Below are 24,072 nucleotides of genomic sequence, written 5' to 3' on the forward strand. Positions count from 1 at the left end.
GAACAATTATTGTATCTATTTTCCTGTTAACACTTTGTGAAATCGCTATCATTATGTATAATAGATTGTGAAAGAATTAGTAATAAATTTTGTTTTAAAGACAAAGGAGAATGTTAAATGAAAGTTATTGTAATTGGCTGTACCCATGCCGGAACTGCTGCAGTAACCACTATGCTCAATGAAAACGACGACATCGATGTAACCATCTATGAACGGAATGACAATGTCTCCTTCCTTTCATGTGGGATTGCTCTCTACGTGGGTGGCGTGGTTAAGGATGTTGACGGCCTCTTCTATTCTAGCCCTGAAGCCCTAGCTGAACTCGGCGCTAATGTGAAGATGGAACATGATGTCTTAGAACTCGACCAAGCCAACAAGAAAGTCCAAGTCAAAGACTTGAAGACAGGCGAAGTCTTCGAAGATAGCTATGACAAGCTCGTTCTTTCTTCAGGTTCATGGCCTATTATTCCACCAATCGACGGCCTAGACCTTGATAATGTCCTTCTCTGCAAGAACTTCAACCATGCCCAAGAAATTATCGCTAAGAAGAATGATAAGAAACGGATAGCCGTTGTCGGTGGTGGCTACATCGGTATTGAATTGGTTGAAGCCTTCGCTGAAACTGGTAAAGAAGTTGTTTTAATTGATGGGATGCCTCACCCACTGAGCAAGTATCTCGATAGTGAAATGACCGATATCCTAGAAGAAACCATCCAAGAACATAATGTTGAAATGCACATGTCAGAACTCGCTGACGGCTTCGTTGCTGATGAAAATGGTGCTGTTAAAGCCGTTCGTACCAACAAGGGCGAATACGACTGTGACATGGCCATTCTCTGTGTCGGCTTCAAGCCAAATAATGAACTCTTCGGTGACCTCAAAACCTTCGACAATGGGGCGCTGATTGTTGATGACTTCATGCATACCTCTGACCCAGATATCTATGCTTGCGGCGACTCTTGTGCGGTTAACTACAACCCTAACGACGGCCATGCCTACATTCCATTGGCTACCAATGCTGTCCGGATGGGGAACTTAGTTGGTAAAAACATTAAGGAAGACCGCGTGAAGTACCGTGGGACCCAATCCACTTCTGGCCTGAAACTCTTCGGCTGGAACATTGGTTCTACTGGGGTTAACGATGGCTCAGCTGAATCATTCGGCCTAGATACGCGCTCTGTCTACGTTAAAGACTTCTACCGTCCAGAATTCATGCCGACTAATGAGATCGTTCATATGAAACTCGTCTATGAAGTTGGCACTGGCCGAATTGTAGGGGGACAATTAATGTCTAAGTATGACATTACCCAATCTGCTAACACCCTCTCTCTCGCCATCCAAAACCATATGACCATTGAGGACTTAGCCTATGTGGACTTCCTCTTCCAACCACACTTCGACCGTCCATGGCACTACCTCAATATTTTAGCCCAAGCTGCCCTTGACCAAGAAGCCAAATTAGCTGAATAAATTAAGGCATAAGCAAAGCTCCCAGTCTGATTGTGGACTGGGAGCTTTTTTGCTGTCAGAAAAGACTTTATGAGGCCTCGCTCGGCAGATTAGGAGAAGACGACCATCAAGAGCATGGCCGTCGCAAAAACCCAAAAGAACATGCCAATACCTATAAAGAGCAAGTACCATTTATTGCGTGAACGCTTATACAAATAAAAGGAAGACCCGACCAACATAAGGGCCACAAGAATCCCTAGAAAAATCACAAGTAACAGAGCAAACGCCTCCTCTTCCTAGTCATCAAAATCCGCTTCCCGCTTAAAATCTAGCCATTGGGCCGTTTTCTTGGCCCGGTCTTCAGCCGATAAGTAGAAGACCTCGTCTAAGTAGAGGCCGTGGGCTGGAGCTGTAGGACCGGCTTCATTCCGGTCTCGCACCTCAAGCAGACGGTCCATCTCCTCAACTGGCTTGAGCCCATCCCCAATCTGAAGCAGGGTGCCGACCAAGATGCGCACCATATTATACAAGAAACCGTCCCCTTCAAAGAGAAAATAATAGCTAGAAGGGTCTGGCCCAGGGTGGAGCTCTGCCCGGTAAATCGTACGCACAAAGTTAGTCTTATCCGTATGGGTCGAGCAGAAACTTTCGAAATCATGGCGGCCCAGAATAGAGCTGAGGGCCTCTTCCATCCGCTCCAGATCTGTCCGATAGGGATGGTGGAGAGCAAAGTGGCGCTTGAAGGGGGACATAAAAGGAGCCCCCTCCACCCGGTATATATAGCGCTTGCCAGAGGTGTGGTAGCGGGCATGGAAGGTCGGTTCAACAGCTTCAACAGACTGGATACAGATGCTGTCATCACAGATACTGTTCAAGGCTCGCAAGAGGGCTTCTTCAGCAATGGGGGCTGGGTAGTCAAAGTGGACCACTTGCCCATAAGCATGGACCCCAGAATCCGTCCGCCCCGATCCATGGACATTAATCTGCTTGCCCTTGGTCATTAACTTCAAGGCACGCTGCAATTCGCCTTGGACACTCGGTCCATTCGGCTGAACTTGGAAGCCAACATAGGGAGAGCCATCGTAGGCCAAAGTTAGCTTGTAACGTTGCACATTATCGCCTCCTTAATCTTTGACTAGAAGAAGTCCTAGGCATACCAGGCTAACGACCACTAAGGCTAAAGTGTCGCGCCCCTGCCAGGTCAACTCGCGGTACTTGGTCCGCCCCTCTGCCCCGCGATAACCCCGAGCCTCCATAGCTGTTGCCAGGTCATAGGCCCGGTTGAAGGCATTGACAAAGAGCGGAATTAAGATGGGGATAAAGGCTTTTACCCGTTCAAATAAATTGCCCTCATTGAAGTCTACCCCCCGGGCACGCTGGGCATTCATAATCTTATCCGTCTCATCAATCAAGGTTGGCACAAAGCGTAGAGCAATAGAGAGCATAAGGGCCATTTCATGGACCGGTAAGACTTTGCGGAAAGGCGCAAACAAGCTCTCTAAGGCATCCGTTATAGCCAGAGGTTGGGTCGTTAGGGTAAGTAAGGTCGAAATAAAGATGATCAAAACAAAGCGTAAGAAGATAAAGACCGCATTCATCAAGCCATCCTTGGTGAGGACCAAGAAGCCCCATTCCCAAAGCACCTCGCCCGTTCGGGTAAAGAAGAGCTGCAAGATGACGGTGAAGAGAATCAAAACCAACATCGGCCGTAACCCCTTGATGAAAACAGACAAGGAAATATTGGTTAAGGCGATCAAAAACATGACAAAGGCGAACAAGAGAGCGTAAGACCACACATTATTAGCAAAAAAGATAAAAATCAAGAGGAGAACCATGCTAACTAGCTTAGCTCGTGGATCTAGGCGGTGGATAAAGGAATCCCCTGGTAAATAACGCCCTAAGATAAACTTATCCTTCATTAGTCCCTTGCCCCCTTCCTAATTGCTTCATAATAGCATCCGCTAAGCTGTCCACGGTTAAGGGAATCCCCTCTAATGGGGTCTCCAGCCTGTCTTCATAGGCCCGGGCAAAGCGTAAGCTATCCGGAAGGTCTAACTGGTGCTGGTGGAGCCAATCTGGATCTTGGAAGATTTCTTCCGGCTGGCCTGAGCGGATGCAGGTGCCCCCTTCCATCACAATCACGTGGTTGGCATATTTGGCTACATCATTCATATGGTGGGAAACAAGAACAACGGTAAGCGCCTTGTCCCGGTAGAGCTGGTAAAACATTTCCATCATCTCTTTTTGGCCTTTGGGATCCAAGCCGGCAGTCGGTTCATCCAAGACGAGGACCTCCGGCTTCATGGCAAGAATACCAGCAATCGCTACCCGGCGCATCTGCCCACCCGATAGTTCGAAAGGAGACCGTTCATGAAAAGCAGGAGCAATCCCTACAAGTTCTAGCGCTTCTAAAGCCCGTTCCTTGGCTTCCTCTTCAGAGGCCCCATAATTCTTAGGGCCAAACATTACATCAGCCAGGACTGTCTCTTCAAAGAGCTGGGACTCTGGAAATTGGAAGACCATGCCAACTTTAGACCGCAAAGTCTTCAGGCCCTTGCCCTTGCTTTCAGCTGTCAAGAGAAAATCACCCAAGCGAATCTCGCCCCCACTAGGCAAGAGCAAGGCATTGAGGTGCTGGATAACGGTTGATTTACCTGATCCAGTATGGCCGACTAACGCTGTAAAACTCTTATCTGGAATGGTTAAGCTTACATCATGCAAGGCCTGCATCTCAAAGGCCGTCCCCGCCCCATAGGCAAAGTCTACCTGGTCGAATTCAATTTGCATAGCTGGTCCACCAACCCTTCTTCCGTTAAATATGTATCCGGCAGGTCAAGGCCGCGCGCCTGAAGAGCATCCTTCAATTGTTCCGCAAAGGGGACATCTAAGCCCATCTCAACGAGCGCCTGACCTTCTTCAAAAATTTCTTCTGGACGACCTTTTTTCACAATTTGGCCCTGGTTCACGACAAAGATCTGGTCTGCCATGGATGCTTCCTTCAAGTCGTGAGTAATAGATAGGACTGTCATTTCCTGGCTCTCCTTGATTGCTTGCATCAGAGAAACCACTTCCTGGCGGCCTTCGGGATCCAGCATGGCTGTTGCTTCATCTAGGATAATTAATTCAGGCTCTAAGGCGAGAACACCCGCAATAGCCACTCGTTGCTTTTGTCCACCTGACAGGCTAGACGGCTCCCGGTCCTTGTACTGGGACATATTGACCTGGTCTAAAGCGCGGTTCACCCGGTCCACCATCTCCTCGCGAGGGATGCCGGCATTCTCTAGGGCAAAGGCCACATCATCTTCAACTGTCGCCCCCACAAACTGGTTATCCGGGTTCTGAAAGACAAAGCCAATCTTCTGGCGGATCTCCCATACCGTCTCCTCTGCTAGCTCCTGGCCGTCCACATAGATCTGACCCGATTGAGCCTCCAAGAGGCCATCAATCAGCTTGGCTAGGGTCGATTTGCCCGACCCATTATGGCCGATCACAGCCAGCCATTCGCCCCGCTTAATCTCAAAAGATACCCCTTGGATCGTGGGTCTATCTTGGTCTTCTTGATAGGCAAAGATTAAATCCTCGACACGAACAATCGTATCTTCCATAGCTGCCTCCTTAGTTAAAAGGACCCTACCGCAAGTCCGGCAGAGTCCAGTATTCTTTGTTTAATCAGTGAGTTGCCAAACCGCCTCTAAAGGCTGAATGGTCAACCCTGCCACATATTAAGGTGATACTAACAGTTTACGCTAAAATACTTGAGACTGCAATCATAAACTAATAGATTAGACCTTAATCCTGAGGCTTTTTCTCCTGGTCCTCGGGAAGCTCTTGGTGGTCCGTTTCATAGATAGACCGGGTCACAAAGGCTACCCACTGCTTGCGGCCTTCATCATTAAAGTGAACCCCATCATCCCCTAACCAAGTCGGTGCCGCCTCTTGGCTCATAAAGTAAGCATTCCAATCCAGATAATGAACCTGGTCTCCCAATTGGTCAGCTGCTGCCTTTAGATTGCTATTGACTTCATCGCGCCAAGGACGGTTAACATGGGTATTCACCAGGTAAATCTTCCGATCCTTGCCAATTTGTTCGACCATGTCGACAATCTGTTGGCTGGAGAAGCCCCCATTAGCCCCTAGGTTAATCACAACCGGGTTGAAGAGGGCCTGGTTCGCTTTGAGCTGGTCGATAACTGGAGCGATGGCATAGACCTGCCGGCCGACCTCTGCGCTGATATAAGAATTCGGATAGGTCACCGAAAGCAATTCAGACGCCCCTAGAAGCAGGGAATCCCCAATAAAGGTCGCTTGGAGATTATGGGCCATCTGCACCTGTTCCTTAGGCAGGGAGGATAGGAAGCCCTGTTGGTCAGCTGGCAATTGGTTGATATAGGCTTTGATTTCTTCTTCACTCGCCGGATCGCTCACATTCCCATTGGCTATGGCCTTGTTCTGCTCGATCAGGGCAGCTTTTTGTGCTTCAGCTTGACGAATTTGTTCGGCTGTTTCATGTTCAATAGGCGCTATCGCCAAAGCCACACCTGTCCCCACTAGCATAGCCAGATAAGCCCAGAAAGCGATGCGACTGGCCAATGGGGTCTGGGAAGACAAGGCAGCTCTTAGGCCTGATTTGAGCTGGAGAGAGACTCCCCTAGGCCGGTTGAAGATCGGCACATAAAACTTGCGGTGGACGACCACAATGTGGGTAAGGGCCCCTAGGAAAATGATAAGGGCCAACTGCCAACCGATAGATGCTACAAAGAAGTTGGAGGACTTGGGCGCTGAGCGGAAAATGATAAAAACCGGATAGTAGAAGAGGTACATCCCATAAGTCATCTGCCCCAGCCAAGATAAGGGGCGGAAGCGCAAAAGCTTAGCCAATAAGTTACCAGGCAGGGTTAGGAGGACGAGGAAGAGGACCACTAAGAGGTCAAAGGCAAACATCCCGCCATAATAAGTTAGGCTCCACGAATCCGTTAAAAAGCGCATCATAAAGAAAAGTAAGCCGGCAATTCCGACCGTCAAGAGTGAAGTCAACCAGGAGGCGCCCTTCTTCACAAGCTGGCGCATCCGGTCAGTTTGCATGACGGTGCCAGCCCAAGCCCCCAAGGCAAAGCTGAAGAGTCGCGTATCCGTCCCATAGTAAACCCGACTCGGATCCTTTCCAGGGTCAAAGAGCACAGCCATTAGGACAGCACTCAGCACGGCCAAGATCAGATAGAGCCAGGAAGCTTGCTTAGCGGACTTGAACTGGGGGCGGACGAGATGAACGAGGGCCGGCCAGAGGAAGAGGAATTGGGCATACATGCTCAAATACCAGAGATGGGTAAAGATCGACGGATGGGCAAAATCAGCAAAATACGACCCTCCCGCCAGGATCTGTGACCAGTTATTCAAGAAGACTAAGCTGGACAAGAACATACGAGGTAAATTGGTTAGGAGGTCGAAGCGAAAGACCAACAAATAGCAGGTGCCGACTACTAAAAGAAAGAGCATAGGCCGGAAGAGCCGACCCAGTCGCCGAAAGAATGTAGACCAAAAACGCGGAAAACTTCCCGTCGCCTGGTAGCTCTTCTCCAAGCGACTAGAGATTAAGAATGCTGAGAGAACAAAGAAAATATCTACAGCTAAAAAACCACCGGGCAAGAGGTGTTTGGTGTAATGATAAAAAATAATAGCCAGCATGGACAGAAAGCGAAGGCTATCAAAGGGTCTAAAATATTTACGTTTGGCCAAAATTGCCCCTCCTCATCAATAATAATCCAATAATAGCACTAATCCCCCTTACTGTCTTCAAATCTCCACATTATTTTTTTCTTATTTTGTCTATAAAAGATCAGTTAAACTTATTTGTAAAATTTTTATTTTTAAAGTGGATTTGAAAGCTGCTGATTCATATGCTAGTGCCCCTCAAGCCCCGTCGTCAACCCACATTCATGGGCCTCCAGTGTGGGTTAGAGGCTGCCAAACCACACTTCTCAGTCTCAATTGTGGGCTAAGAACTGCTAAGTTTCGTAACCTGTCTAGTCGGGTTCGAGGATGCAGAAAGTGCTCCTCTTCACCAAAATCCGCCGAAGACTTTCAGTCTTCTCTGTCTTTTGGCTCCAGAGATCTATTTCTCACGCTAGCCCTCACACCCTCTAGTCGGGTTCGCAGTTGCAGACTTGAAGTGACTTCACCCAATCGGAACGATCGGCTAAAGCCGCTCTTTTCCGATTGGGCTCTAGTCATTCAAGTCTGACCGCAACTGCTCACACCCTGATAACAAAAAAAGCATTCATGCATTAACATGGATGCTCGTGTTTTGGAATTAGGATATATTTTCACTTCCGGAGCACCTGCCCCGGAAGTGAAAGAGCTAGACTTGGGTTTCCCCATCATCATAACGCTCTACATACATCTGGCTTACACTAATTCAATAATCGCCATCTTAGAACCGTCACCACGACGAGGTTCAGTCTTAAGGATACGGGTATAGCCGCCTTGACGATCTGCATAGCGAGGGCCTAACTCGTTGAATAATTTTTGTAAGGCTGTTTCAATAACGATGTCATCATCTTCCGCACGAACATCAGCGATTTCGTTACGAACAAATTTAGCAGCTTGACGACGTGCGCTAAGGTCACCTTTCTTGCCTAAAGTAATCATTTTTTCAGTAGATTTACGGATTTCTTTAGCACGAGATTCGGTAGTTTCGATACGTTCATTGATAATTAAATCAGTCGTCAAATCACGTAATAAAGCTTTACGTTGTGAGCTGGTGCGACCTAATTTACGGTAACTCATCAGAGAATTCCTCCTTCACTTTATAATTAATCTTCTTGGCGTAAGCTTAAATCGAGGGCAGCCAACTTATTCTTGACTTCATCGAGGGACTTACGGCCTAAGTTACGAACTTTCATCATTTCTTGTTCAGTTCGGTCAGTTAATTCATCCACAGTATTGATACCTGCACGTTTCAAACAGTTGTAAGAGCGAACAGAAAGATCCAATTCTTCGATTGACATTTCGAGCATTTTTTCTTTCTGAGTTTCTTCTTTTTCGACCATAATTTCAGCAGACTTGGCTTCATTGGTCATATCAACGAAGATCGCTAAGTGCTCTGTAAGAATCTTAGCAGCTAAACTCAACGCTTCATGAGGGGCGATGGTCCCGTCAGTCCAGATATCATAAGTCAACTTATCGAACTGGTTAATTTCACCAATACGGATATTTTCAACTTGGTAGTTAACTTTTTCGATTGGTGTGTAGATTGAATCTACTGGAATTACGCCAATTGGCATATTTTCTGATTTATTGTGTTCAGCCCGAACAAAACCACGACCATTTTGGACATTCATCAGCATATGCAGACGGGCACCGTCCTCTAGGCTACAAATGTGTAGGTCTGGGTTCATGATATCAAAATCAGCATCGGCCGTAATATCCGCTGCAGTGACCTCTGCTGGGCCAACTACATCAATTTCGACTTGTTTTTCTTCAACATCATAAAGTTTCAATGAAAGCTTCTTGATGTTCAACACAATTTGAGTGACATCTTCGCGGACACCTGGGATTGTAGAATATTCATGTAAAACATCATCAATCTGAACTGATGTTACCGCTGTACCAGGCAATGATGAAAGTAAAATACGACGCAGGGAATTGCCTAAGGTTGTTCCGTAACCACGTTCTAATGGTTCAATCGCAAATTTACCAAATTTGTTATCATCGCTGATCTCAATCGTTTCAATAGTTGGTTTTTCAATTTCGATCATAATCTACAAGTATTCCCCTTTCAAAACGTGAATTTTGCACCACTACTGCTTCCAAAAAGTTTTCGGCAAGCTGTTTGAAAAACAGTACTATACACGACGACGTTTTGGAGGACGGCAACCGTTATGTGGGATTGGGGTTACGTCACGAATTGAGGTAACTTCCAAACCAGCAGCTTGTAAAGCACGAATTGCAGATTCACGACCAGGTCCTGGGCCTTTAACAGAAACTTCAACTGTCTTCATGCCTTGGTCCATAGCTGTCTTAGAAGCAGCTTCTGAAGCCATTTGGGCAGCATAAGGTGTTGATTTACGAGAACCCTTGAAACCAAGTGCACCTGCAGATGACCATGAAATTGCGTTACCATGTTCATCAGTAATCATAACAATAGTATTATTGAAAGTTGAGTGGATATGAGCGACACCAACTTCAACATTCTTCTTCACACGACGTTTACGTGTTTGACGTTTTGCTTTAGCCATTTGATTAACTTGCCTCCTTTACTTTAAATTAATTATTTCTTCTTACCAGGGATCGCTACGCCGCGACCTTTACGGGTACGAGCATTGTTCTTAGTATTTTGACCGCGAACTGGTAGGTTACGACGGTGACGCATACCACGGTAGGAACCGATTTCTTGTAAACGTTTGATGTCCATGTTGACATCGCGACGTAAGTCACCTTCAACCTTGATCTTATCAACTTCTGCACGAATCTTGTCTAATTCGTCATTGCTTAGATCGTTCACACGGATATCTTCAGAGACACCAGCATCAGCTAAGATTTGTTTAGCTGTTGTGTTTCCGATCCCATAAATATATGTTAAGGCAATGACAACACGTTTGTTACGTGGAATATCTACACCTGCAATACGAGCCATTCGATTGGCACCTCCTTTATTAACCTTGGCGTTGTTTATGTTTAGGGTTTTGGCAAATTACCATGACTTTGCCATTACGACGAATCACTTTGCATTTGTCGCAAATTGGTTTAACAGACGCTCTAACTTTCACGATTGACCTCCTTATATCATTTAGAAATTACTTGAAACGATATGTAATCCGTCCCTTGGTCAGATCATATGGAGACATTTCGACTTTTACACGGTCACCCGGTAGAATTCGAATATAATTCACACGAATCTTCCCAGAAACATGGGCAAGAATCTCTACGCCGTTTTCAAGTTCGACTTTGAACATTGCATTAGGTAGGGTCTCAGTAACCGTACCTTCTACTTCGATCATATCTTCTTTAGACACTATATTTCCTCCTCGTTACACATATGTGCGACACGACAACATGAAGAAAAACTCATCTCAAAAGTTCTCAATAGGATTAACCTGAACATTATACCATTAAAGAACATCTAAATCAAGGATTTATTCAATGATCTTTTTAATTTCGTTAAAGACATTATCGATTCCGATATCGCCCGGCACACGGTGAACCTTGCCTTGACTTTCGTAGAAGTCGAGGATTGGTGCTTGTTGCTCTTGGTTCACTTCGATCCGATTCTTAACCACTTCAGCCTTGTCATCGTCGCGGGTATAGAATTCTTCTGCCCCACAACGATCGCAGACGCCTTCTTCTTTAGGTGGGTTAAAGTTGACATTGAAGGTTGCCCCACAATTGCCACAGATAATCCGACCACTGAGGCGTTTTTCTAGAACTTCAGGATCCACATCGATGTAGATAACTGCATCGATTGTTTTATCGATGTCTTCAAGGATCTCTTCCAAGGCTTTAGCTTGGTTGAGGGTCCGAGGGAAGCCATCCAACATGAAGCCCTTAGCTTCTGTGTCTGCTTGCTGCAAACGTTCTTTAACAATCCCATTCGTCACTTCATCAGGGACAAGGCCGCCCTTATCCATATATGACTTCGCTTCTTTACCGAGTGGGGTTTGGTCTTTGATGGCTTGACGGAACATATCTCCCGTAGAAATATGCGGAATGTCATAAGTTGCCACAATTTTTTCTGCTTGGGTACCCTTACCAGCACCTGGCAGTCCCATCAAAATAATATTCATTTCCATCCTCCGAACTTTAATTCTTGACTAGCGAATAAAGCCTACATAGCGCCGCTTGATCAAGCGACCTTCAATTTGTTTAGCTGTATCGAGTGCAACACCAACAACGATGAGTAAACTTGTCCCTCCAAGACCAATCGTTCGCGGAAGATCAAAGAAATAGGACCCCATTAGAGGTAGGATGGCAATCATCATTAGGAATAATGAGCCAACACTGCTTAAACGATTGAGCATCTTGGAAATATAACGTTCTGTTGGCAAACCAGGACGCACACTAGGGATATAAGCGCCTGATTTTTGGAAGTTCTCGGCAACACGTTCAGGATTGATTTGGATATGCGCGTAGAAGAATGTGAAGAGCACAATCGTTACGGCATAAATGGTCATCCCAATAGGTTGTTCGAGATTAAAGACTGTCTCTGCTGTTTTGAACCAGGCTGCATCTGAGAACTGGGCCGACAAAAGACTGAGAACAGTCTGTGGCACCATGATGATCGAGCTAGCGAAGATAACTGGGATCACCCCAGCGGAGTTAATCTTCAACGGCATGTGGGATTGTTCCACTACCGTGCTGGCCCGCTTGGAATAGCGCACAGGAATGCGCCGCTCAGCTTGGTTCACGTAAACAACTAAGATAATTAGAAGTAATGCAACAAGGGTAAAAACACCACCGAAGATGGCATTTTGAGTGAACTGAGCTTGGTCAGTTACATCAATCAAGCCCTTCTTGACAGCGGTGAGAATTTCACCAGGGATACGAGCAACAATACCCGAGAAGATAATCAAGGAAACCCCGTTCCCAATACCGAACTGGGTGATTTGTTCTCCGATCCATACGACGAGCATAGACCCTGCAGTCATAACTAAAGCAATGATACAGTAGGTCAGCATGCCTGGATCCTTGATCAGGCCGAATTGCGAGAGGGAGTTAAAGCCAACCGAAATCGCAATGGCTTGGAAGAAAGAAACAAGAACGGAGAGATAGCGCGTCCACTTATTCAGCTTACGCCGTCCCACTTCACCTTGTTTCGACCATTCTGTAAAGGCTGGCACAATGTCCATCTGCAAAAGCTGTACCACAATCTGAGCCGTGATATAGGGGGAAACCCCTAAGGAAAAGATTGAGTAATTGTGCAAGGCCCCACCGCCAAAGGTATTCAATAGACCAAAGAGCCCTGAATTTACGAGCGTATTTATCGCTTGTGCATTCACTCCTGGAACTGTTATATGTGTCCCGAGACGGAACACAATTAACATTCCCAAAGTAAAGAGTATGCGACTTCTAACGTCTTTGTCCTGAAATACAGCTTTCAGAGTAGTGAACATTAGATCACCTCGATTGTGCCCCCAGCTGCTTCAATTGCTTCTTTAGCTGTAGCTGAGAATTTAGCTGCTTTAACGGTTAGTTTGCGTTCTAATTCACCAGCACCTAAAACTTTAATAGCTTTCTTCGTATTCTTAACGAGGCCAGCTTCTACTAAAGCTTCTGGCGTTACTTCTGCGCCATCTTCAAAAACATTAAGATCGTCCACATTAACAATCGCAAATTCTTTGCGGTTAATGTTTGTAAAACCACGTTTAGGGATACGACGGTACAATGGGGTTTGCCCACCTTCAAAACCTAAACGAACTTTACCGCCTGAACGAGCTTTTTGACCTTTTTGGCCGCGACCTGAAGTCTTACCGTTACCTGATCCAGATCCACGTCCTAAACGGTTACGGACATGACGTGATCCTTCACTTGCTTTTAACTCGTGTAATTTCATAATCTTCAAGGCACCTCCTTATTTCTTATTGTATTATTTTACTTCTTTAACTTCAACTAAATGCGCAATCTTCTTGATCATGCCATCGATCGCTGCATTAGTTTCTTTTTCAACTGTACGACCAGTCCGGGTTAGGCCCAGCGCTTGGCAGGTTTTGATTTGGTCATCTGGACGACCGATAACACTGCGTTTTAAAGTTATTTGAACTTTTGCCATGTTGTAAGCCTCCTTAACCTAAGATTTCTTCAACTGATTTACCACGTAATTCAGCGATTTCTTCAGGTGATTTCAATTCTTTTAGCCCTTGGATGGTTGCACGCACAATGTTAATTGGAGTGTTTGATCCGAGTGACTTAGAAGTGATATCTGCAATACCTGCTAATTCAACAACGGCACGAACAGGGCCACCAGCGGCTACCCCAGAACCGTTCTTGGCTGGTTTCAAGAGGACTTGGCCTCCGTTGAAGATACCTAATACTTCATGAGGGATAGTGGTACCTGCGCGAGGAACTTCGATCATGTTCTTCTTAGCAGCTTCAACCGCTTTACGGATTGCTTCAGGAACTTCAGCAGCCTTACCTGTACCGAATCCAACGTGTCCATCTTTGTCGCCAACTACAACAAGTGCTGAGAAGTTCATGCGACGGCCACCTTTAACTACTTTAGTGACACGATTGATAGCAACAACGCGATCTTCGATTTCACGGTCGTTAACTTGTACAAATTTGTTTGTCATGTTATGGCTTCCTCCTTTTCCTAAAATTCTAGTCCGTTTTCACGTGCAGCGTCAGCCAAGGCTTGAACACGGCCGTGATATTGGTAACCGCCACGGTCAAAGACAACGGTTTTGACATCTTGTTCGACTGCTGCTTGGGCAATCTTCTTACCAACTGCTGCAGCTTTTTCAACTTTTGTCCCAGTTTCTTCACCATCAGAGGCACTTGCAAGCGTAACACCCGCTACGTCATCAATTAATTGAGCGTAGATGTGTTTATTTGAGCGGAAAACGCTCAAGCGTGGGCACTCTGCTGTTCCAGAAATGTGACGACGTACACGTGCGTGACGTTTTTTACGTAAGACATTTTTATCTGGTTTGCTAATCAAAATGGTTCACCTCTTAATTTCTACTTTAATTTGATAGGTAAGGATAATCCTAAGATTATTTACCGGTTTTACCTTCTTTACGGATAATGTGTTCGTCAGAGTAACGTACCCCTTTACCTTTGTAAGGTTCTGGACGACGAATTTCACGAACGTTAGCGGCGAATTGGCCAACTAAGTCTTTATCAGCACCTGAAATATTAATTTCAGTATTGGATGGTAAATCAACTTCGATACCTTCTGGAATATCAAATTCTGCTGGGTGGGAAAGACCAACGCTCAGCGTTAATTTGTTTCCTTGGGCTTGTGCACGGTAACCTACCCCTTGTAAGAGTAAGGTTTTCTTGAAACCTTCGCTAACCCCTAGAACCATGTTATTAACTAAAGCACGAGTCGTCCCGTGTAAAGCGCGAACATTCTTTTGGTTGTTAGGACGTTCGAAAGTGATTTCGTTTTCTTCTACATTGATTGTGATTTGTGGATCGAATGTACGAGTCAGTTCACCTTTAGGGCCTTTAACGGTTAAAGTGTGGTCTTGTACATCGATGGTTACGTTACTAGGAATTGTTACTGGTTTATTACCAACACGACTCATCTAGACTGCACCTCTTTCAATTTTATTTTTTTAAGGGCTTACCATACGTAAGCTAAGACTTCGCCACCAACGTTTTTAGCGCGTGCTTCTTTATCAGTGATAACACCTTCAGAAGTAGAGATGATGGCAATTCCTAAACCGTTTAAGACTTTAGGGACTTCATCAGTTTTTGCATAAACACGTAAACCTGGTTTAGAAATACGTTTTAAGTTAGTGATTACACGTTCGTTATTCTTACCATATTTCATGAAGACACGGATGATACCTTGTTTGTCATCTTCAATGACTTCGAAATCTTTGATGTAACCTTCTTCTTTAAGAATCTTTGTGATTGCAACTTTCATTGCTGATGCTGGAACTTCAAAAGACTCGTGGCGTACCATATTTGCGTTACGCACGCGTGTTAAGAAATCAGCGATTGGATCTGTCATGACCATTACCTGTTCACCCTCCTTTACTTATTACTCTCGATTACCAACTAGCTTTTCTGACACCAGGAATTTGTCCTTTATAGGCAAGTTCACGGAGGCAGATACGGCATAGCTTGAATTTACGGTAAACAGAGTGTGGACGGCCGCAGCGTTCGCAGCGTGTGTATTCTTGTGTTGAATATTTTGCTTTGCGTTTATTTTTCGCAATCATTGATTTTTTAGCCAAATCGATTCCCTCCTCCTATTATTTTTGGAACGGCATTCCAATTTGAGTTAATAACTCTTTAGATTCTTCATCAGTATTTGCAGTTGTAACAATTACGATATCCATCCCGCGTACTTTGTCAACATTATCAAAGTCGATTTCAGGGAAGATTAATTGTTCACGGATGCCTAAGGTGTAGTTCCCACGGCCATCGAATGAGCGTTTGCTGATTCCGCGGAAGTCACGTACACGTGGCAATGATACAGTGATTAGCTTGTCTAAGAAGTCATACATGCGTTCGCCACGTAGGGTGACTTTAGCACCGATAGGCATTCCTTCACGTAAACGGAAGCCAGCGATAGATTTCTTAGCATGGGTAATAACTGGTTTTTGACCTGAAATTAAAGTTAACTCTTCAACTGCTTTGTCTAAGTTCTTAGAGTTAGTTACAGCATCACCAACACCCATGTTGATGACAATTTTGTCAATCTTAGGAGTTTGCATTGGAGAGCTATAATTAAATTTTTCAATTAATGCTGGTACGATGTCGTTTGTGTATTTTTCTTTTAAACGATTAGTCATGTTCTATTGTCCTCCTTCCCGTATTAGTCAATTGCTTCGCCAGATTTACGAGCTACACGTACACGTTTGCCATCTTTTACTTCGATACCTACGCGTGTTTTCTCGCCCGTTTTTGGATCTACTAATTGAACGTTAGAAACATGGATTGGCGCTTCTTCTTCCACAATTCCGCCTTGAGGGTTTGCTTGTGAAGGTTTTTGGTGTTTCTTAACAATGTTTACGCCTTCGACAATGACTTTATCTTGTTTTGGTAAAGTTTGCTTAACTGTTGCTTGCGTTCCTTTATCTTTACCTGCAATCACAATTACAGTATCACCTGTTTTAATACGCATCGATGGGCACCTCCTTTTTGATCTTTTATTATAATACTTCTGGAGCTAGGGAAACAATCTTCATGAAATTGTTTTCGCGCAATTCCCGAGCAACTGGGCCAAAGATACGAGTACCACGAGGTGTCTTGTCGTCGCGGATAATCACGCATGCATTTTCGTCAAATTTGATGTATGACCCATCTGCACGACGTGTGCCGCTCTTGCTACGAACGATAACAGCTTTGACAACGTCACCCTTCTTAACAACGCCACCTGGTGTAGCGTTCTTCACTGAACAAACTACGACGTCACCAATATTAGCGGTCTTACGGCCTGATCCGCCGAGTACACTAATAGTTAAAACCTCACGAGCGCCTGAGTTATCAGCCACTTTCATACGAGTTTCTGTTTGAATCATCCTAAAGTATCCTCCTTCCAGTTAATTGTTAAATGATAACTGATTCTTCAACGATTTCAACAAGACGGAAGTGCTTATCTTTGGATAATGGACGTGTTTCCATAATTCGTACAATATCACCCATTTTTGCTGAATTGTTTTCATCATGTGCTTTATATTTTTTAGAGTATTTAATACGTTTTCCATAAGTTGGATGGAATTTAAAAGTATCTACTTGGACAACGATGGTCTTTTCCATTTTGTCAGAAACAACGCGTCCTTGGTATACTTTACGGTTATTACGTTCTGCCATACTACTGGGTTCCCTCCTTCACTGATGATTACTTAGCTAATTCTGCCTGGCGTAGAGCGGTTTTAATACGAGCAATTTCTTTGCGCACTTGTTTGATGCGTGCTGTATTTTCTAACTGACCTGTTGCCAATTGGAATCTGAGATTGAACAACTCTTGTCTGTATTCTTTTTCCTTTGCTTCAAGTTCAGCAGCGGATAAATTTTTAATTTCTTCAAATTTAGTCATTCAGTTCACCACCAATTTCACGTTTTACGATTTTGCAACGAACTGGTAATTTATGCATTGCTAAACGAAGCGCTTCTTTTGCAACTTCTTCAGGAACGCCGCCTACTTCGAACATGATTTTCCCACGTTTAACGGGAGCAACCCATCCTTCAGGAGCACCTTTACCAGAACCCATCCGAACACCAATAGCTTTTGCGGTATATGATTTATGAGGGAAGATTTTGATCCAAACTTTCCCGCCACGTTTCATGAAACGTGTCATGGCGATACGCGCAGATTCAATTTGACGGTTAGTAATCCATTTTGAATCTAGAGCTTGTAGACCGTATTCGCCGTAAGCAATTTCTTTTCCGCCTTTAGCTTCGCCGCGCATTTTACCGCGGAATTCACGTCTATGTTTTACACGTTTTGGTACTAACATGCTATTCCTCCTCTTGATTATTTACTGTAGGAAGGACTTCACCACGACAAATCCATACTTTGACACCGATCTTACCGTAAGTTGTATCTGCTTCTTCCCATGCATAGTCAATATCTGCACGTAAAGTATGTAATGGAACAGTTCCTTCGTCAGTTGTTTCTGAACGCGCCATATCTGCACCGTTTAAACGGCCGGAAACCATAACTTTGATCCCTTGAGCGCCAGCTTTCATTGTACGTTGAACGGCTTGTTTTTGCGCACGACGGAAGGCCACACGGTTTTCAAGCTGTTCACAAATATTCTTAGCAACTAAGCGTGCATCTAAGTCTGGGTTCTTGATTTCAACCACATTGATGTGTACACGTTTACCTGTTAAGTTATTTAAGCTCTTACGTAATGCATCAACTTCTGACCCACCTTTACCGATAACCATACCTGGTTTAGCAGTGTGGATGTTTACATTAACCTTGTTAGCAGCACGTTCAATTTCAACGTTAGAAACTGAAGCTTCGCTCAAGGCTTTGTCAATGTATTCACGGATGCTTAAGTCTTCATGCAAAGTATCTGCGTAATCTTTTTCTGCATACCAGCGTGCGTCCCAGTCTTTGATAACTCCGATACGCAAACCGGTAGGATTAATTTTTTGACCCACTAATTATTCCTCCCCTGCTTCTTTTACCACAACAGTGATGTGACTGGTACGCTTGTTGATTCTTGAGGCGCCACCTTTTGCACGAGGGCGGAAACGTTTCATTGTAGGCCCTTCGTTCACATATGCTTCACTGATAAATAATTTGCTGACATCTAAGTCATAGTTGTGTTCTGCATTTGCGATTGCTGAGTTCAACACTTTCTCGATTACAGGCGATGCTGCACGAGGAGTGTTCTTTAGAATAGCAATTGCTTCGCCGACTGTCTTGTTACGGATTAAATCGATAACTAAGCGTGCTTTGCGAGCAGAGATGCGAACTGTTCTTGCAGTTGCTTTTGCAGTTGTTTGTTCTGCCATTATTTATTTCCTCCCCTCATCTTAACGACGTGTTGCTTTATCGTCTTTCGCATGTCCACGATAAGTACGTGTTGGTACAAATTCACCTAATTTGTGGCCAACCATGTCTTCTTGAATGTAAACTGGTACGTGCTTGCGTCCATCATAAACAGCGATTGTTAACCCGATGAAGTTAGGGAAAATCGTTGAACGACGTGACCAGGTTTTGATTACTGATTTTTTGTCGGCATCTTGCTGTGCTTCCACTTTTTTCATTAAATGGTCGTCACAGAAAGGCCCTTTCTTAATACTGCGGCTCATATATTTGGCTCCTTTCGTATCTCCTATTTAATGGAAGTGCTATTTGTTACGACGACGAACAATAAGTTTATTGCTGCGTGCGTTCTTATCACGTGTCTTGATCCCACGAGCAGGTTTGCCCCAAGGTGTCATTTGAACCTTACGTCCGATTGGTGCACGACCTTCACCACCACCGTGAGGGTGATCGTTAGGGTTCATAACAGAACCACGAACGGTTGGACGTTTGCCTAACCAGCGTGAACGACCTGCTTTACCAACAGTAACAAGTTCATGTTGTTCATTACCAACAGAACCAACTGTTGCGCGGCAAGTGCCTAAGATCATACGAACTTCGCCTGAGCTCAATTTAACCAGTACGTATTTGTCTTCTTTACCTAATACTTGAGCGCTTGTCCCAGCTGCACGAACTAATTGGCCACCTTTACCTGGCTTAGTTTCGATATTGTGGATAACAGTACCCACTGGGATAGAGCGTAATGGTAGGGCGTTACCTACTTTAATGTCGGCATTTTCACCAGACATGATGCGGGTCCCTACTTTAAGGCCCTTAGGTGCGATGATGTAAGCTTTGACACCGTCAGTATAGTGGATTAAAGCAATGTTTGCTGAACGATTTGGATCGTATTCGATTGCCTTAACAACACCTTCGATATCATCTTTGTTACGTTTGAAGTCGATAATACGGTAAGCTTGCTTGTGGCCGCCTCCGTGGTGACGAACTGTGATGCTACCACGGTTATTACGACCTGCACGCTTGCTTTGTTTTTCTAAGAGGGTTTTCTCAGGAGTCGATTTAGTGATTTCTGAGAAGTCATAACCTGACATGTTACGACGACCATTAGAAGTAGCTTTATATTTTTTAATCGCCACGTTCGTTTCCTCCTATTCTTATTCTGCGTCTTCTGCGCCGAAGATTTCGATTGCGTCGCCTTCAGCTAAAGTCACGATTGCTTTACGGGTCTTACGGGTATAACCAGCGTAGCGGCCCATACGTTTTAATTTACCTTTCACGTTCATGATGTTTACTTTAACAACAGTTACGTCGAAGATTTCTTCAATGGCATGTTTAACTGCTGCTTTATTGGCGTTTACATCAACTTCGAAGGTATATTTGTTGTCGTCCATGGCATCCATTGATGCTTCAGTAATGACTGGACGTTTGATAATGTCATGTGCTGTCATTATGCAAGTACCTCCTCTAGATCAGAAAGTGCAGATTGCGTAATGATAACTTTTTCATTGTTTACGAGGTCATAAACATTTACGTTCTTTTCGTCAACAACGGTTACCTTAGCCAAGTTACGGGCAGCGCGGGCTGCTTCTTGGTTGTCAGCATCGATTACGGCAAGCACTTTGCTGTCAACATTTAAGTTGTTTAATACAGCTTTGAATTCTTTAGTTTTAGCTTGGTCGAAGTTTAAAGCGTCCACTACGATTAAATTACCTTCAGCAACTTTTTGTGATAGCACAGATTTAAGCGCTAAACGACGTACCTTGCGAGGTAATTTGTATTGGTAAGAGCGTGGAGTTGGTCCGAATGCGCGGCCACCGCCTACCCATTGAGGAGAACGGATTGAGCCTTGACGTGCACGGCCAGTCCCTTTTTGACGCCATGGTTTACGGCCACCGCCGCTTACTTCGCCACGTGATTTCACATCGTGGGTCCCTTGGCGTAAAGAAGCTTGTTGCATAATTACAACATCATAGATTGCGTTTTCGTTTGGTTCAATTGCGAATACGTTATCGTTTAAGTTGATTTCGCCTGCTTGTGAACCATCTTGTTTAAATACTGTTACATTAGCCATTCTGAAATTCCTCCCTTCCTCAATTATTAGGCTTGTGCGCTGTTAGCACTTTTAATTTCTACTAATGATTTCTTAGCACCAGGTACATTCCCTTTAATCAGGATAGCGTTTTGGTCAGCTAAGACTTTAACGATTTCTAGGTTTTGGATTGTCACTGTGTTGCCACCCATGCGGCCTGGAAGAGCTTTGCCCTTGAATACTTTAGAAGCATCAGAAGCCATACCCATTGAACCAGCTGCACGGTGGTAATGTGAACCGTGTGACATTGGACCACGTTGTTGACCATGACGTTTGATCGCGCCTTGGAAACCTTTACCTTTAGAAGTTCCCGTTACATCGACAATGTCGCCTGCTTGGAAGATATCTACCGTTACTTCTTTACCTACTTCGTACTCTCCAAGCTCTACATTACGAAATTCGCGAATGAAGCGCTTAGGAGTAGTTTCTGCTTTTGCTACATGACCTTTTTCAGGTTTGTTAGCTAATACTTCACGTTTATCGTCGAAACCTAATTGCACTGCTTCGTAACCATCTGTTTCATTAGATTTTACTTGCAACACAACGTTAGGAGTCACTTCGACAACAGTTACAGGAACTAATTCGCCTGACTCAGTAAAGTATTGCGTCATCCCTACTTTTTTACCTAAGATTCCTTTAGTCATGATTACACCTCCGTAATTTTTTAAATTTGATAACTAAATTAATGCGAAGTTCTACAACTTCTCTAGGATAATGGAATTAAAGTTTGATTTCAATGTTAACGCCTGACGGTAAGTCTAATTTCATTAGTGCATCAACCGTCTTAGGTGTTGGATTTACGATATCCACTAAACGTTTGTGGGTACGTAGTTCGAATTGTTCCCGTGAATCTTTGTACTTGTGTGTCGCACGGATTACGGTAAATAATGAACGTTCAGTTGGAAGTGGAACAGGTCCAGCAACCTCTGCCCCTGTACGTTTTGCAGTTTCTACGATTTTTTGTGCGGATTGATCAAGCGCACGGTGTTCGTAAGCTTTTAAGCGGATACGAATTTTTTGTTTTGCCATGTTTGTTTCCTCCTCGTCAGTTTTTATAAATTGACTTGCTCCGCGTAAATGACCGGCCCGCCCTCTATGGCAAAGCGTCCGGGCGTGTCGCAACCTTACGCATCAAAGCTCCTCAACCCATTGATTTATATGGGTTTGCACCCTTTCTGGTGGGCACTCGTAATATTATACAGATAGTTAATGGATATTTCAAGCTTTTTCGCGATTTTTTTATATTTCTTTCTATAGATTAAAAAACAAGTTTTTGAAGACAACGCGACCTAGTGAGTCCTTATTTGATACCAAGAGGTCAGCAAGCAAAAACCTCCCTAGTCAGGCTAGGGAGGTCAAAGCTAGTATTAGCTACTAATTCAAAAGAAGCTTTTGCAGTTACTGATCTTAAGCCTTCTTATTCTAAAACGACTGCTTCCTTAGGCTTCTGAAGCTCCAGAGTCAATATCGGTTTCGCCTGTTGCTTCGGCTTCACTGGCACTAGAAGAAAGGTCAGTGGAGTCACTATCACTAGCCCCGCTGTCAGCGTCTGAACTGTCGGAGTCATCCGTTCCCCAGGCACCGCCCATGGAGGCACCTGAATCAGCATCGGTTGAGCCGACAAGTTCTTGACCCGTTTGTTCTAGGTACCAGTCAATGACAGGCTGGAGGTCGAGAACGTGTTCATTAATCCCACGATATTTGCCCTCTTCATCATGCATAGCCACATAATTATGGACGACATAGTGATCTTTGTGGATCGGCACATGGACGTGAACGCCGTCGAGGTTGCCTGAGCGCAATTGCGAGATGACCCATGAAACATTCTTATAGGCCCGTGGTGGGTGGACATTCCCTAATGGCTTACCCACATCCGGCTCAAAGCGGGAAGCAAACATCTCTTCGCCAGGTTTTACCCGGTTATAATAGAGGTATTGGTTATTCTCATCCGCATAAGTCAGCTCTAAGGGGATGGTCTTAAGGAACCAATTCAATTGGTCCACAGTGAGCAAGCCACGGTCTAACTTAACATAAGTATCACCTGATACCGCACCAACTTTTTCAGCAGCTTTTTCTACCCATTCAGGGTCGGTCATATCAACGCCTTCAATGGTCGTATCCGTGCCTTTCTGAGCGGTTAAGTCTTCATCTGGGAATTTATGGGTATATTCAAGCGGTTTGAGGGCTTCCACATACTTGATAAATTTCTTCAAGGATTCGCGCAGGAAGTGAACGGTCTCTTGGTCTTTCAAGCGACCTTCAGCATCAAAGGCGGTCTGGCAGTTGCCCAGCAAGAACTCTTGACCTGGCATGACCAAGGCATCGATACCTGGTGCTTCTAAGATTTGACGGAGGTGGAGCTGTGACCGGGAAGTTCCTTGGTCTAGATAAGAAGCCCCGACAATCTTAACCGGCTTATTCTTCAGCGGATGAACCGTGAAGGACAACCATTCTAATAAACTCTTCAAGGGGCCAGGGATAGTATGGTTGTGTTCGGGTACAGCAATAATCACCCCATCTGCTTGGAGGATCTTCCGATTAATGGTATGGAGGGGACCCTCAACCATTAATTCGGGATGATCTTGGTTGAAGAGGGGGAGGTGTTTAATCTCTACAATCTCTAGGTCGAACAGATCCGTAAATTCCGATTGGATATAATGAAGCAATTGGCGATTATATGACTTATCACCTGCTGATCCAACAATTCCTACGATTCTCATTAGGCGTCTCCTTTCTCTGCTTCATCTTGCCAAGAGAAGCTCTTCACTTCTGCCTTAACATCTTCATTATTCGCTACAAATTCATTGGTGTAATCAATGTAGTTAAGGAAGGAATCGAACATGTTTTCCAGTTGCTTAACTTCTTCAGGATCCTTCAAAGCCCCATCTTCATCGAAAGCTTGCAGGGAGAAGCCGAGCAGGAATTCTTCGTTCGGCATAACCCGCGACCGGATGTCTGGTGAATCCAGGATCTGGCGCAAGTGCATTTGGGCCCGGGAAGAGCCTAGGCGTCCATATGAAGCCCCCGTGATCATCACTGGCTTGTCAGCTAGTGGGTACTGGTGGTAGGACAACCAGTGCAGGGCGTTAGTTAAGGCTGAAGTAATGGTATGGTTATATTCCGGTGTACTAATGACCACACCATCTGCTTGGTCAATACGTTCTCCTAATTTTAGGGCCAAGTCTGGCACCTTGCCTTCCTCATTCTTAGCGAAGAGGGGCAGGCCATCGATTTCAATAATATCGAATGCTGCCTGGTCTTTGAAGTGTTCCTTCATATACTTTAAGAGGTCGCGGTTGGTCGAATTCTTGGAATTCGTTCCAACAATAGCTGCAATTTTTTTCATCATTGCCTTCCTTTCTAT

Annotated in this window: 37 protein-coding genes; 1 reads left to right on the forward strand and 36 read right to left on the reverse strand. The window is 44.7% G+C overall.

Translation table 11 applies throughout. The annotated features are described in order from the left end of the window. Nucleotides 1-117 precede the first annotated feature (117 nt). A complete protein-coding gene (locus tag F6I03_RS03970) occupies nt 118-1,470 on the forward strand; it encodes an FAD-dependent oxidoreductase (RefSeq protein WP_070430169.1) in 1,353 nt (450 codons plus the stop codon). Nucleotides 1,471-1,745: 275 nt separating this feature from the next. On the opposite strand, the gene truA is transcribed toward F6I03_RS03970, so the two are convergent. The 36 genes from truA to F6I03_RS04150 all read right to left on the reverse strand — a co-directional run bounded on the left by truA (nt 1,746) and on the right by F6I03_RS04150 (nt 24,054). After that, nucleotides 1,746-2,561 (reverse strand): tRNA pseudouridine(38-40) synthase TruA, encoded by an 816-nt coding sequence (gene truA / locus F6I03_RS03975; protein WP_070430168.1) that lies wholly within the window; start codon nt 2,559-2,561, stop codon nt 1,746-1,748. Nucleotides 2,562-2,573: 12 nt separating this feature from the next. Then, entirely contained in the window at nt 2,574-3,368 is a 795-nt protein-coding gene (locus tag F6I03_RS03980) for an energy-coupling factor transporter transmembrane component T family protein (RefSeq protein ID WP_070430167.1), read from the reverse strand. Then, nucleotides 3,358-4,236, reverse strand: a complete 879-nt coding sequence (locus F6I03_RS03985; RefSeq protein WP_070430166.1) for an energy-coupling factor ABC transporter ATP-binding protein — start codon at nt 4,234-4,236, stop codon at nt 3,358-3,360. Before F6I03_RS03985 ends, F6I03_RS03980 begins: the two co-directional genes overlap by 11 nt. After that, a complete protein-coding gene (locus tag F6I03_RS03990) occupies nt 4,212-5,054 on the reverse strand; it encodes an energy-coupling factor ABC transporter ATP-binding protein (RefSeq protein WP_070430165.1) in 843 nt (280 codons plus the stop codon). The genes F6I03_RS03985 and F6I03_RS03990 overlap by 25 nt, the downstream gene beginning before the upstream one ends. Before the next feature lie 184 nt (nt 5,055-5,238). Beyond that, nucleotides 5,239-7,182, reverse strand: coding sequence for an acyltransferase family protein (locus F6I03_RS03995; protein ID WP_083290476.1), 1,944 nt, complete (start codon nt 7,180-7,182; stop codon nt 5,239-5,241). 669 nt (nt 7,183-7,851) lie between these two features. Next, nucleotides 7,852-8,232, reverse strand: coding sequence for a 50S ribosomal protein L17 (rplQ, locus tag F6I03_RS04000; protein ID WP_067972980.1), 381 nt, complete (start codon nt 8,230-8,232; stop codon nt 7,852-7,854). A 26-nt stretch (nt 8,233-8,258) separates the two neighbouring features. Next, nucleotides 8,259-9,203, reverse strand: coding sequence for a DNA-directed RNA polymerase subunit alpha (locus tag F6I03_RS04005; protein ID WP_070430164.1), 945 nt, complete (start codon nt 9,201-9,203; stop codon nt 8,259-8,261). Nucleotides 9,204-9,290: 87 nt separating this feature from the next. Continuing rightward, nucleotides 9,291-9,683 (reverse strand): 30S ribosomal protein S11, encoded by a 393-nt coding sequence (gene rpsK / locus F6I03_RS04010; RefSeq protein WP_067972985.1) that lies wholly within the window; start codon nt 9,681-9,683, stop codon nt 9,291-9,293. Nucleotides 9,684-9,715: 32 nt separating this feature from the next. Further along, nucleotides 9,716-10,081 (reverse strand): 30S ribosomal protein S13, encoded by a 366-nt coding sequence (gene rpsM / locus F6I03_RS04015; RefSeq protein ID WP_070430163.1) that lies wholly within the window; start codon nt 10,079-10,081, stop codon nt 9,716-9,718. 19 nt (nt 10,082-10,100) lie between these two features. Continuing rightward, nucleotides 10,101-10,214: a 50S ribosomal protein L36 gene (gene rpmJ, locus F6I03_RS04020; RefSeq protein ID WP_083272385.1), complete on the reverse strand. Its 114-nt coding sequence runs from the start codon at nt 10,212-10,214 to the stop codon at nt 10,101-10,103. A 27-nt stretch (nt 10,215-10,241) separates the two neighbouring features. Continuing rightward, nucleotides 10,242-10,460: a translation initiation factor IF-1 gene (infA, locus tag F6I03_RS04025; RefSeq protein WP_067972992.1), complete on the reverse strand. Its 219-nt coding sequence runs from the start codon at nt 10,458-10,460 to the stop codon at nt 10,242-10,244. 120 nt (nt 10,461-10,580) lie between these two features. Further along, nucleotides 10,581-11,228, reverse strand: coding sequence for an adenylate kinase (locus tag F6I03_RS04030; RefSeq protein WP_070430162.1), 648 nt, complete (start codon nt 11,226-11,228; stop codon nt 10,581-10,583). Nucleotides 11,229-11,255: 27 nt separating this feature from the next. After that, nucleotides 11,256-12,554: a preprotein translocase subunit SecY gene (gene secY, locus F6I03_RS04035; protein WP_070430161.1), complete on the reverse strand. Its 1,299-nt coding sequence runs from the start codon at nt 12,552-12,554 to the stop codon at nt 11,256-11,258. Further along, on the reverse strand, nt 12,554-12,994 hold the full coding sequence (gene rplO / locus F6I03_RS04040; protein ID WP_070430160.1) for a 50S ribosomal protein L15: 441 nt from the start codon (nt 12,992-12,994) through the stop codon (nt 12,554-12,556). Before rplO ends, secY begins: the two co-directional genes overlap by 1 nt. Before the next feature lie 33 nt (nt 12,995-13,027). Continuing rightward, nucleotides 13,028-13,210: a 50S ribosomal protein L30 gene (gene rpmD, locus F6I03_RS04045; protein WP_070430159.1), complete on the reverse strand. Its 183-nt coding sequence runs from the start codon at nt 13,208-13,210 to the stop codon at nt 13,028-13,030. 13 nt (nt 13,211-13,223) lie between these two features. Further along, complete coding sequence (rpsE, locus tag F6I03_RS04050; RefSeq protein ID WP_070430158.1) at nt 13,224-13,730, reverse strand: 30S ribosomal protein S5; 507 nt, start codon at nt 13,728-13,730, stop codon at nt 13,224-13,226. A 20-nt stretch (nt 13,731-13,750) separates the two neighbouring features. Next, complete coding sequence (gene rplR, locus F6I03_RS04055) at nt 13,751-14,098, reverse strand: 50S ribosomal protein L18 (RefSeq protein WP_070430157.1); 348 nt, start codon at nt 14,096-14,098, stop codon at nt 13,751-13,753. Nucleotides 14,099-14,153: 55 nt separating this feature from the next. Continuing rightward, nucleotides 14,154-14,690, reverse strand: a complete 537-nt coding sequence (rplF, locus tag F6I03_RS04060) for a 50S ribosomal protein L6 (protein ID WP_067973011.1) — start codon at nt 14,688-14,690, stop codon at nt 14,154-14,156. A 38-nt stretch (nt 14,691-14,728) separates the two neighbouring features. Next, complete coding sequence (rpsH, locus tag F6I03_RS04065; RefSeq protein ID WP_067973014.1) at nt 14,729-15,127, reverse strand: 30S ribosomal protein S8; 399 nt, start codon at nt 15,125-15,127, stop codon at nt 14,729-14,731. A 34-nt stretch (nt 15,128-15,161) separates the two neighbouring features. Beyond that, nucleotides 15,162-15,347 carry a type Z 30S ribosomal protein S14 gene (locus F6I03_RS04070; protein WP_083272384.1) on the reverse strand — a complete coding sequence of 62 codons (186 nt, stop codon included), beginning with the start codon at nt 15,345-15,347 and terminating at the stop codon, nt 15,162-15,164. A gap of 18 nt (nt 15,348-15,365) precedes the next feature. Beyond that, the gene (gene rplE / locus F6I03_RS04075) at nt 15,366-15,908 is read right to left on the reverse strand and encodes a 50S ribosomal protein L5 (RefSeq protein WP_070430156.1); all 543 of its coding nucleotides are present in this window, start codon (nt 15,906-15,908) and stop codon (nt 15,366-15,368) included. Between the two features lie 23 nt (nt 15,909-15,931). Beyond that, complete coding sequence (gene rplX / locus F6I03_RS04080; protein ID WP_070430155.1) at nt 15,932-16,240, reverse strand: 50S ribosomal protein L24; 309 nt, start codon at nt 16,238-16,240, stop codon at nt 15,932-15,934. A gap of 28 nt (nt 16,241-16,268) precedes the next feature. Then, nucleotides 16,269-16,637, reverse strand: a complete 369-nt coding sequence (gene rplN / locus F6I03_RS04085) for a 50S ribosomal protein L14 (RefSeq protein ID WP_070430154.1) — start codon at nt 16,635-16,637, stop codon at nt 16,269-16,271. Nucleotides 16,638-16,665: 28 nt separating this feature from the next. Next, the gene (gene rpsQ / locus F6I03_RS04090; protein WP_070430153.1) at nt 16,666-16,929 is read right to left on the reverse strand and encodes a 30S ribosomal protein S17; all 264 of its coding nucleotides are present in this window, start codon (nt 16,927-16,929) and stop codon (nt 16,666-16,668) included. Between the two features lie 28 nt (nt 16,930-16,957). Continuing rightward, on the reverse strand, nt 16,958-17,155 hold the full coding sequence (rpmC, locus tag F6I03_RS04095; protein ID WP_070430152.1) for a 50S ribosomal protein L29: 198 nt from the start codon (nt 17,153-17,155) through the stop codon (nt 16,958-16,960). Beyond that, on the reverse strand, nt 17,148-17,576 hold the full coding sequence (rplP, locus tag F6I03_RS04100; RefSeq protein ID WP_067973029.1) for a 50S ribosomal protein L16: 429 nt from the start codon (nt 17,574-17,576) through the stop codon (nt 17,148-17,150). Before rplP ends, rpmC begins: the two co-directional genes overlap by 8 nt. Before the next feature lies 1 nt (nt 17,577). Further along, nucleotides 17,578-18,228: a 30S ribosomal protein S3 gene (gene rpsC, locus F6I03_RS04105; RefSeq protein WP_067973033.1), complete on the reverse strand. Its 651-nt coding sequence runs from the start codon at nt 18,226-18,228 to the stop codon at nt 17,578-17,580. Between the two features lie 3 nt (nt 18,229-18,231). Then, nucleotides 18,232-18,585 (reverse strand): 50S ribosomal protein L22, encoded by a 354-nt coding sequence (gene rplV, locus F6I03_RS04110; RefSeq protein ID WP_067973036.1) that lies wholly within the window; start codon nt 18,583-18,585, stop codon nt 18,232-18,234. 21 nt (nt 18,586-18,606) lie between these two features. Then, nucleotides 18,607-18,885, reverse strand: a complete 279-nt coding sequence (rpsS, locus tag F6I03_RS04115) for a 30S ribosomal protein S19 (protein WP_067973039.1) — start codon at nt 18,883-18,885, stop codon at nt 18,607-18,609. Nucleotides 18,886-18,924: 39 nt separating this feature from the next. Further along, a complete protein-coding gene (gene rplB, locus F6I03_RS04120) occupies nt 18,925-19,755 on the reverse strand; it encodes a 50S ribosomal protein L2 (RefSeq protein ID WP_067973042.1) in 831 nt (276 codons plus the stop codon). Nucleotides 19,756-19,773: 18 nt separating this feature from the next. Continuing rightward, entirely contained in the window at nt 19,774-20,067 is a 294-nt protein-coding gene (gene rplW, locus F6I03_RS04125; RefSeq protein ID WP_070430151.1) for a 50S ribosomal protein L23, read from the reverse strand. Next, nucleotides 20,067-20,690, reverse strand: a complete 624-nt coding sequence (gene rplD, locus F6I03_RS04130; RefSeq protein ID WP_070430150.1) for a 50S ribosomal protein L4 — start codon at nt 20,688-20,690, stop codon at nt 20,067-20,069. Before rplD ends, rplW begins: the two co-directional genes overlap by 1 nt. A gap of 26 nt (nt 20,691-20,716) precedes the next feature. Then, nucleotides 20,717-21,352, reverse strand: coding sequence for a 50S ribosomal protein L3 (gene rplC / locus F6I03_RS04135; RefSeq protein ID WP_070430149.1), 636 nt, complete (start codon nt 21,350-21,352; stop codon nt 20,717-20,719). Between the two features lie 76 nt (nt 21,353-21,428). Continuing rightward, entirely contained in the window at nt 21,429-21,737 is a 309-nt protein-coding gene (rpsJ, locus tag F6I03_RS04140; protein ID WP_067973054.1) for a 30S ribosomal protein S10, read from the reverse strand. A 410-nt stretch (nt 21,738-22,147) separates the two neighbouring features. Further along, entirely contained in the window at nt 22,148-23,428 is a 1,281-nt protein-coding gene (locus F6I03_RS04145) for an NAD(P)H-dependent oxidoreductase (protein WP_070626057.1), read from the reverse strand. Then, complete coding sequence (locus tag F6I03_RS04150; protein ID WP_070430148.1) at nt 23,428-24,054, reverse strand: NADPH-dependent FMN reductase; 627 nt, start codon at nt 24,052-24,054, stop codon at nt 23,428-23,430. The genes F6I03_RS04145 and F6I03_RS04150 overlap by 1 nt, the downstream gene beginning before the upstream one ends. Nucleotides 24,055-24,072 lie beyond the last annotated feature (18 nt).

This window comes from Aerococcus sanguinicola, assembly GCF_008726925.1.
Classification (GTDB): Bacteria; Bacillota; Bacilli; order Lactobacillales; family Aerococcaceae; genus Aerococcus.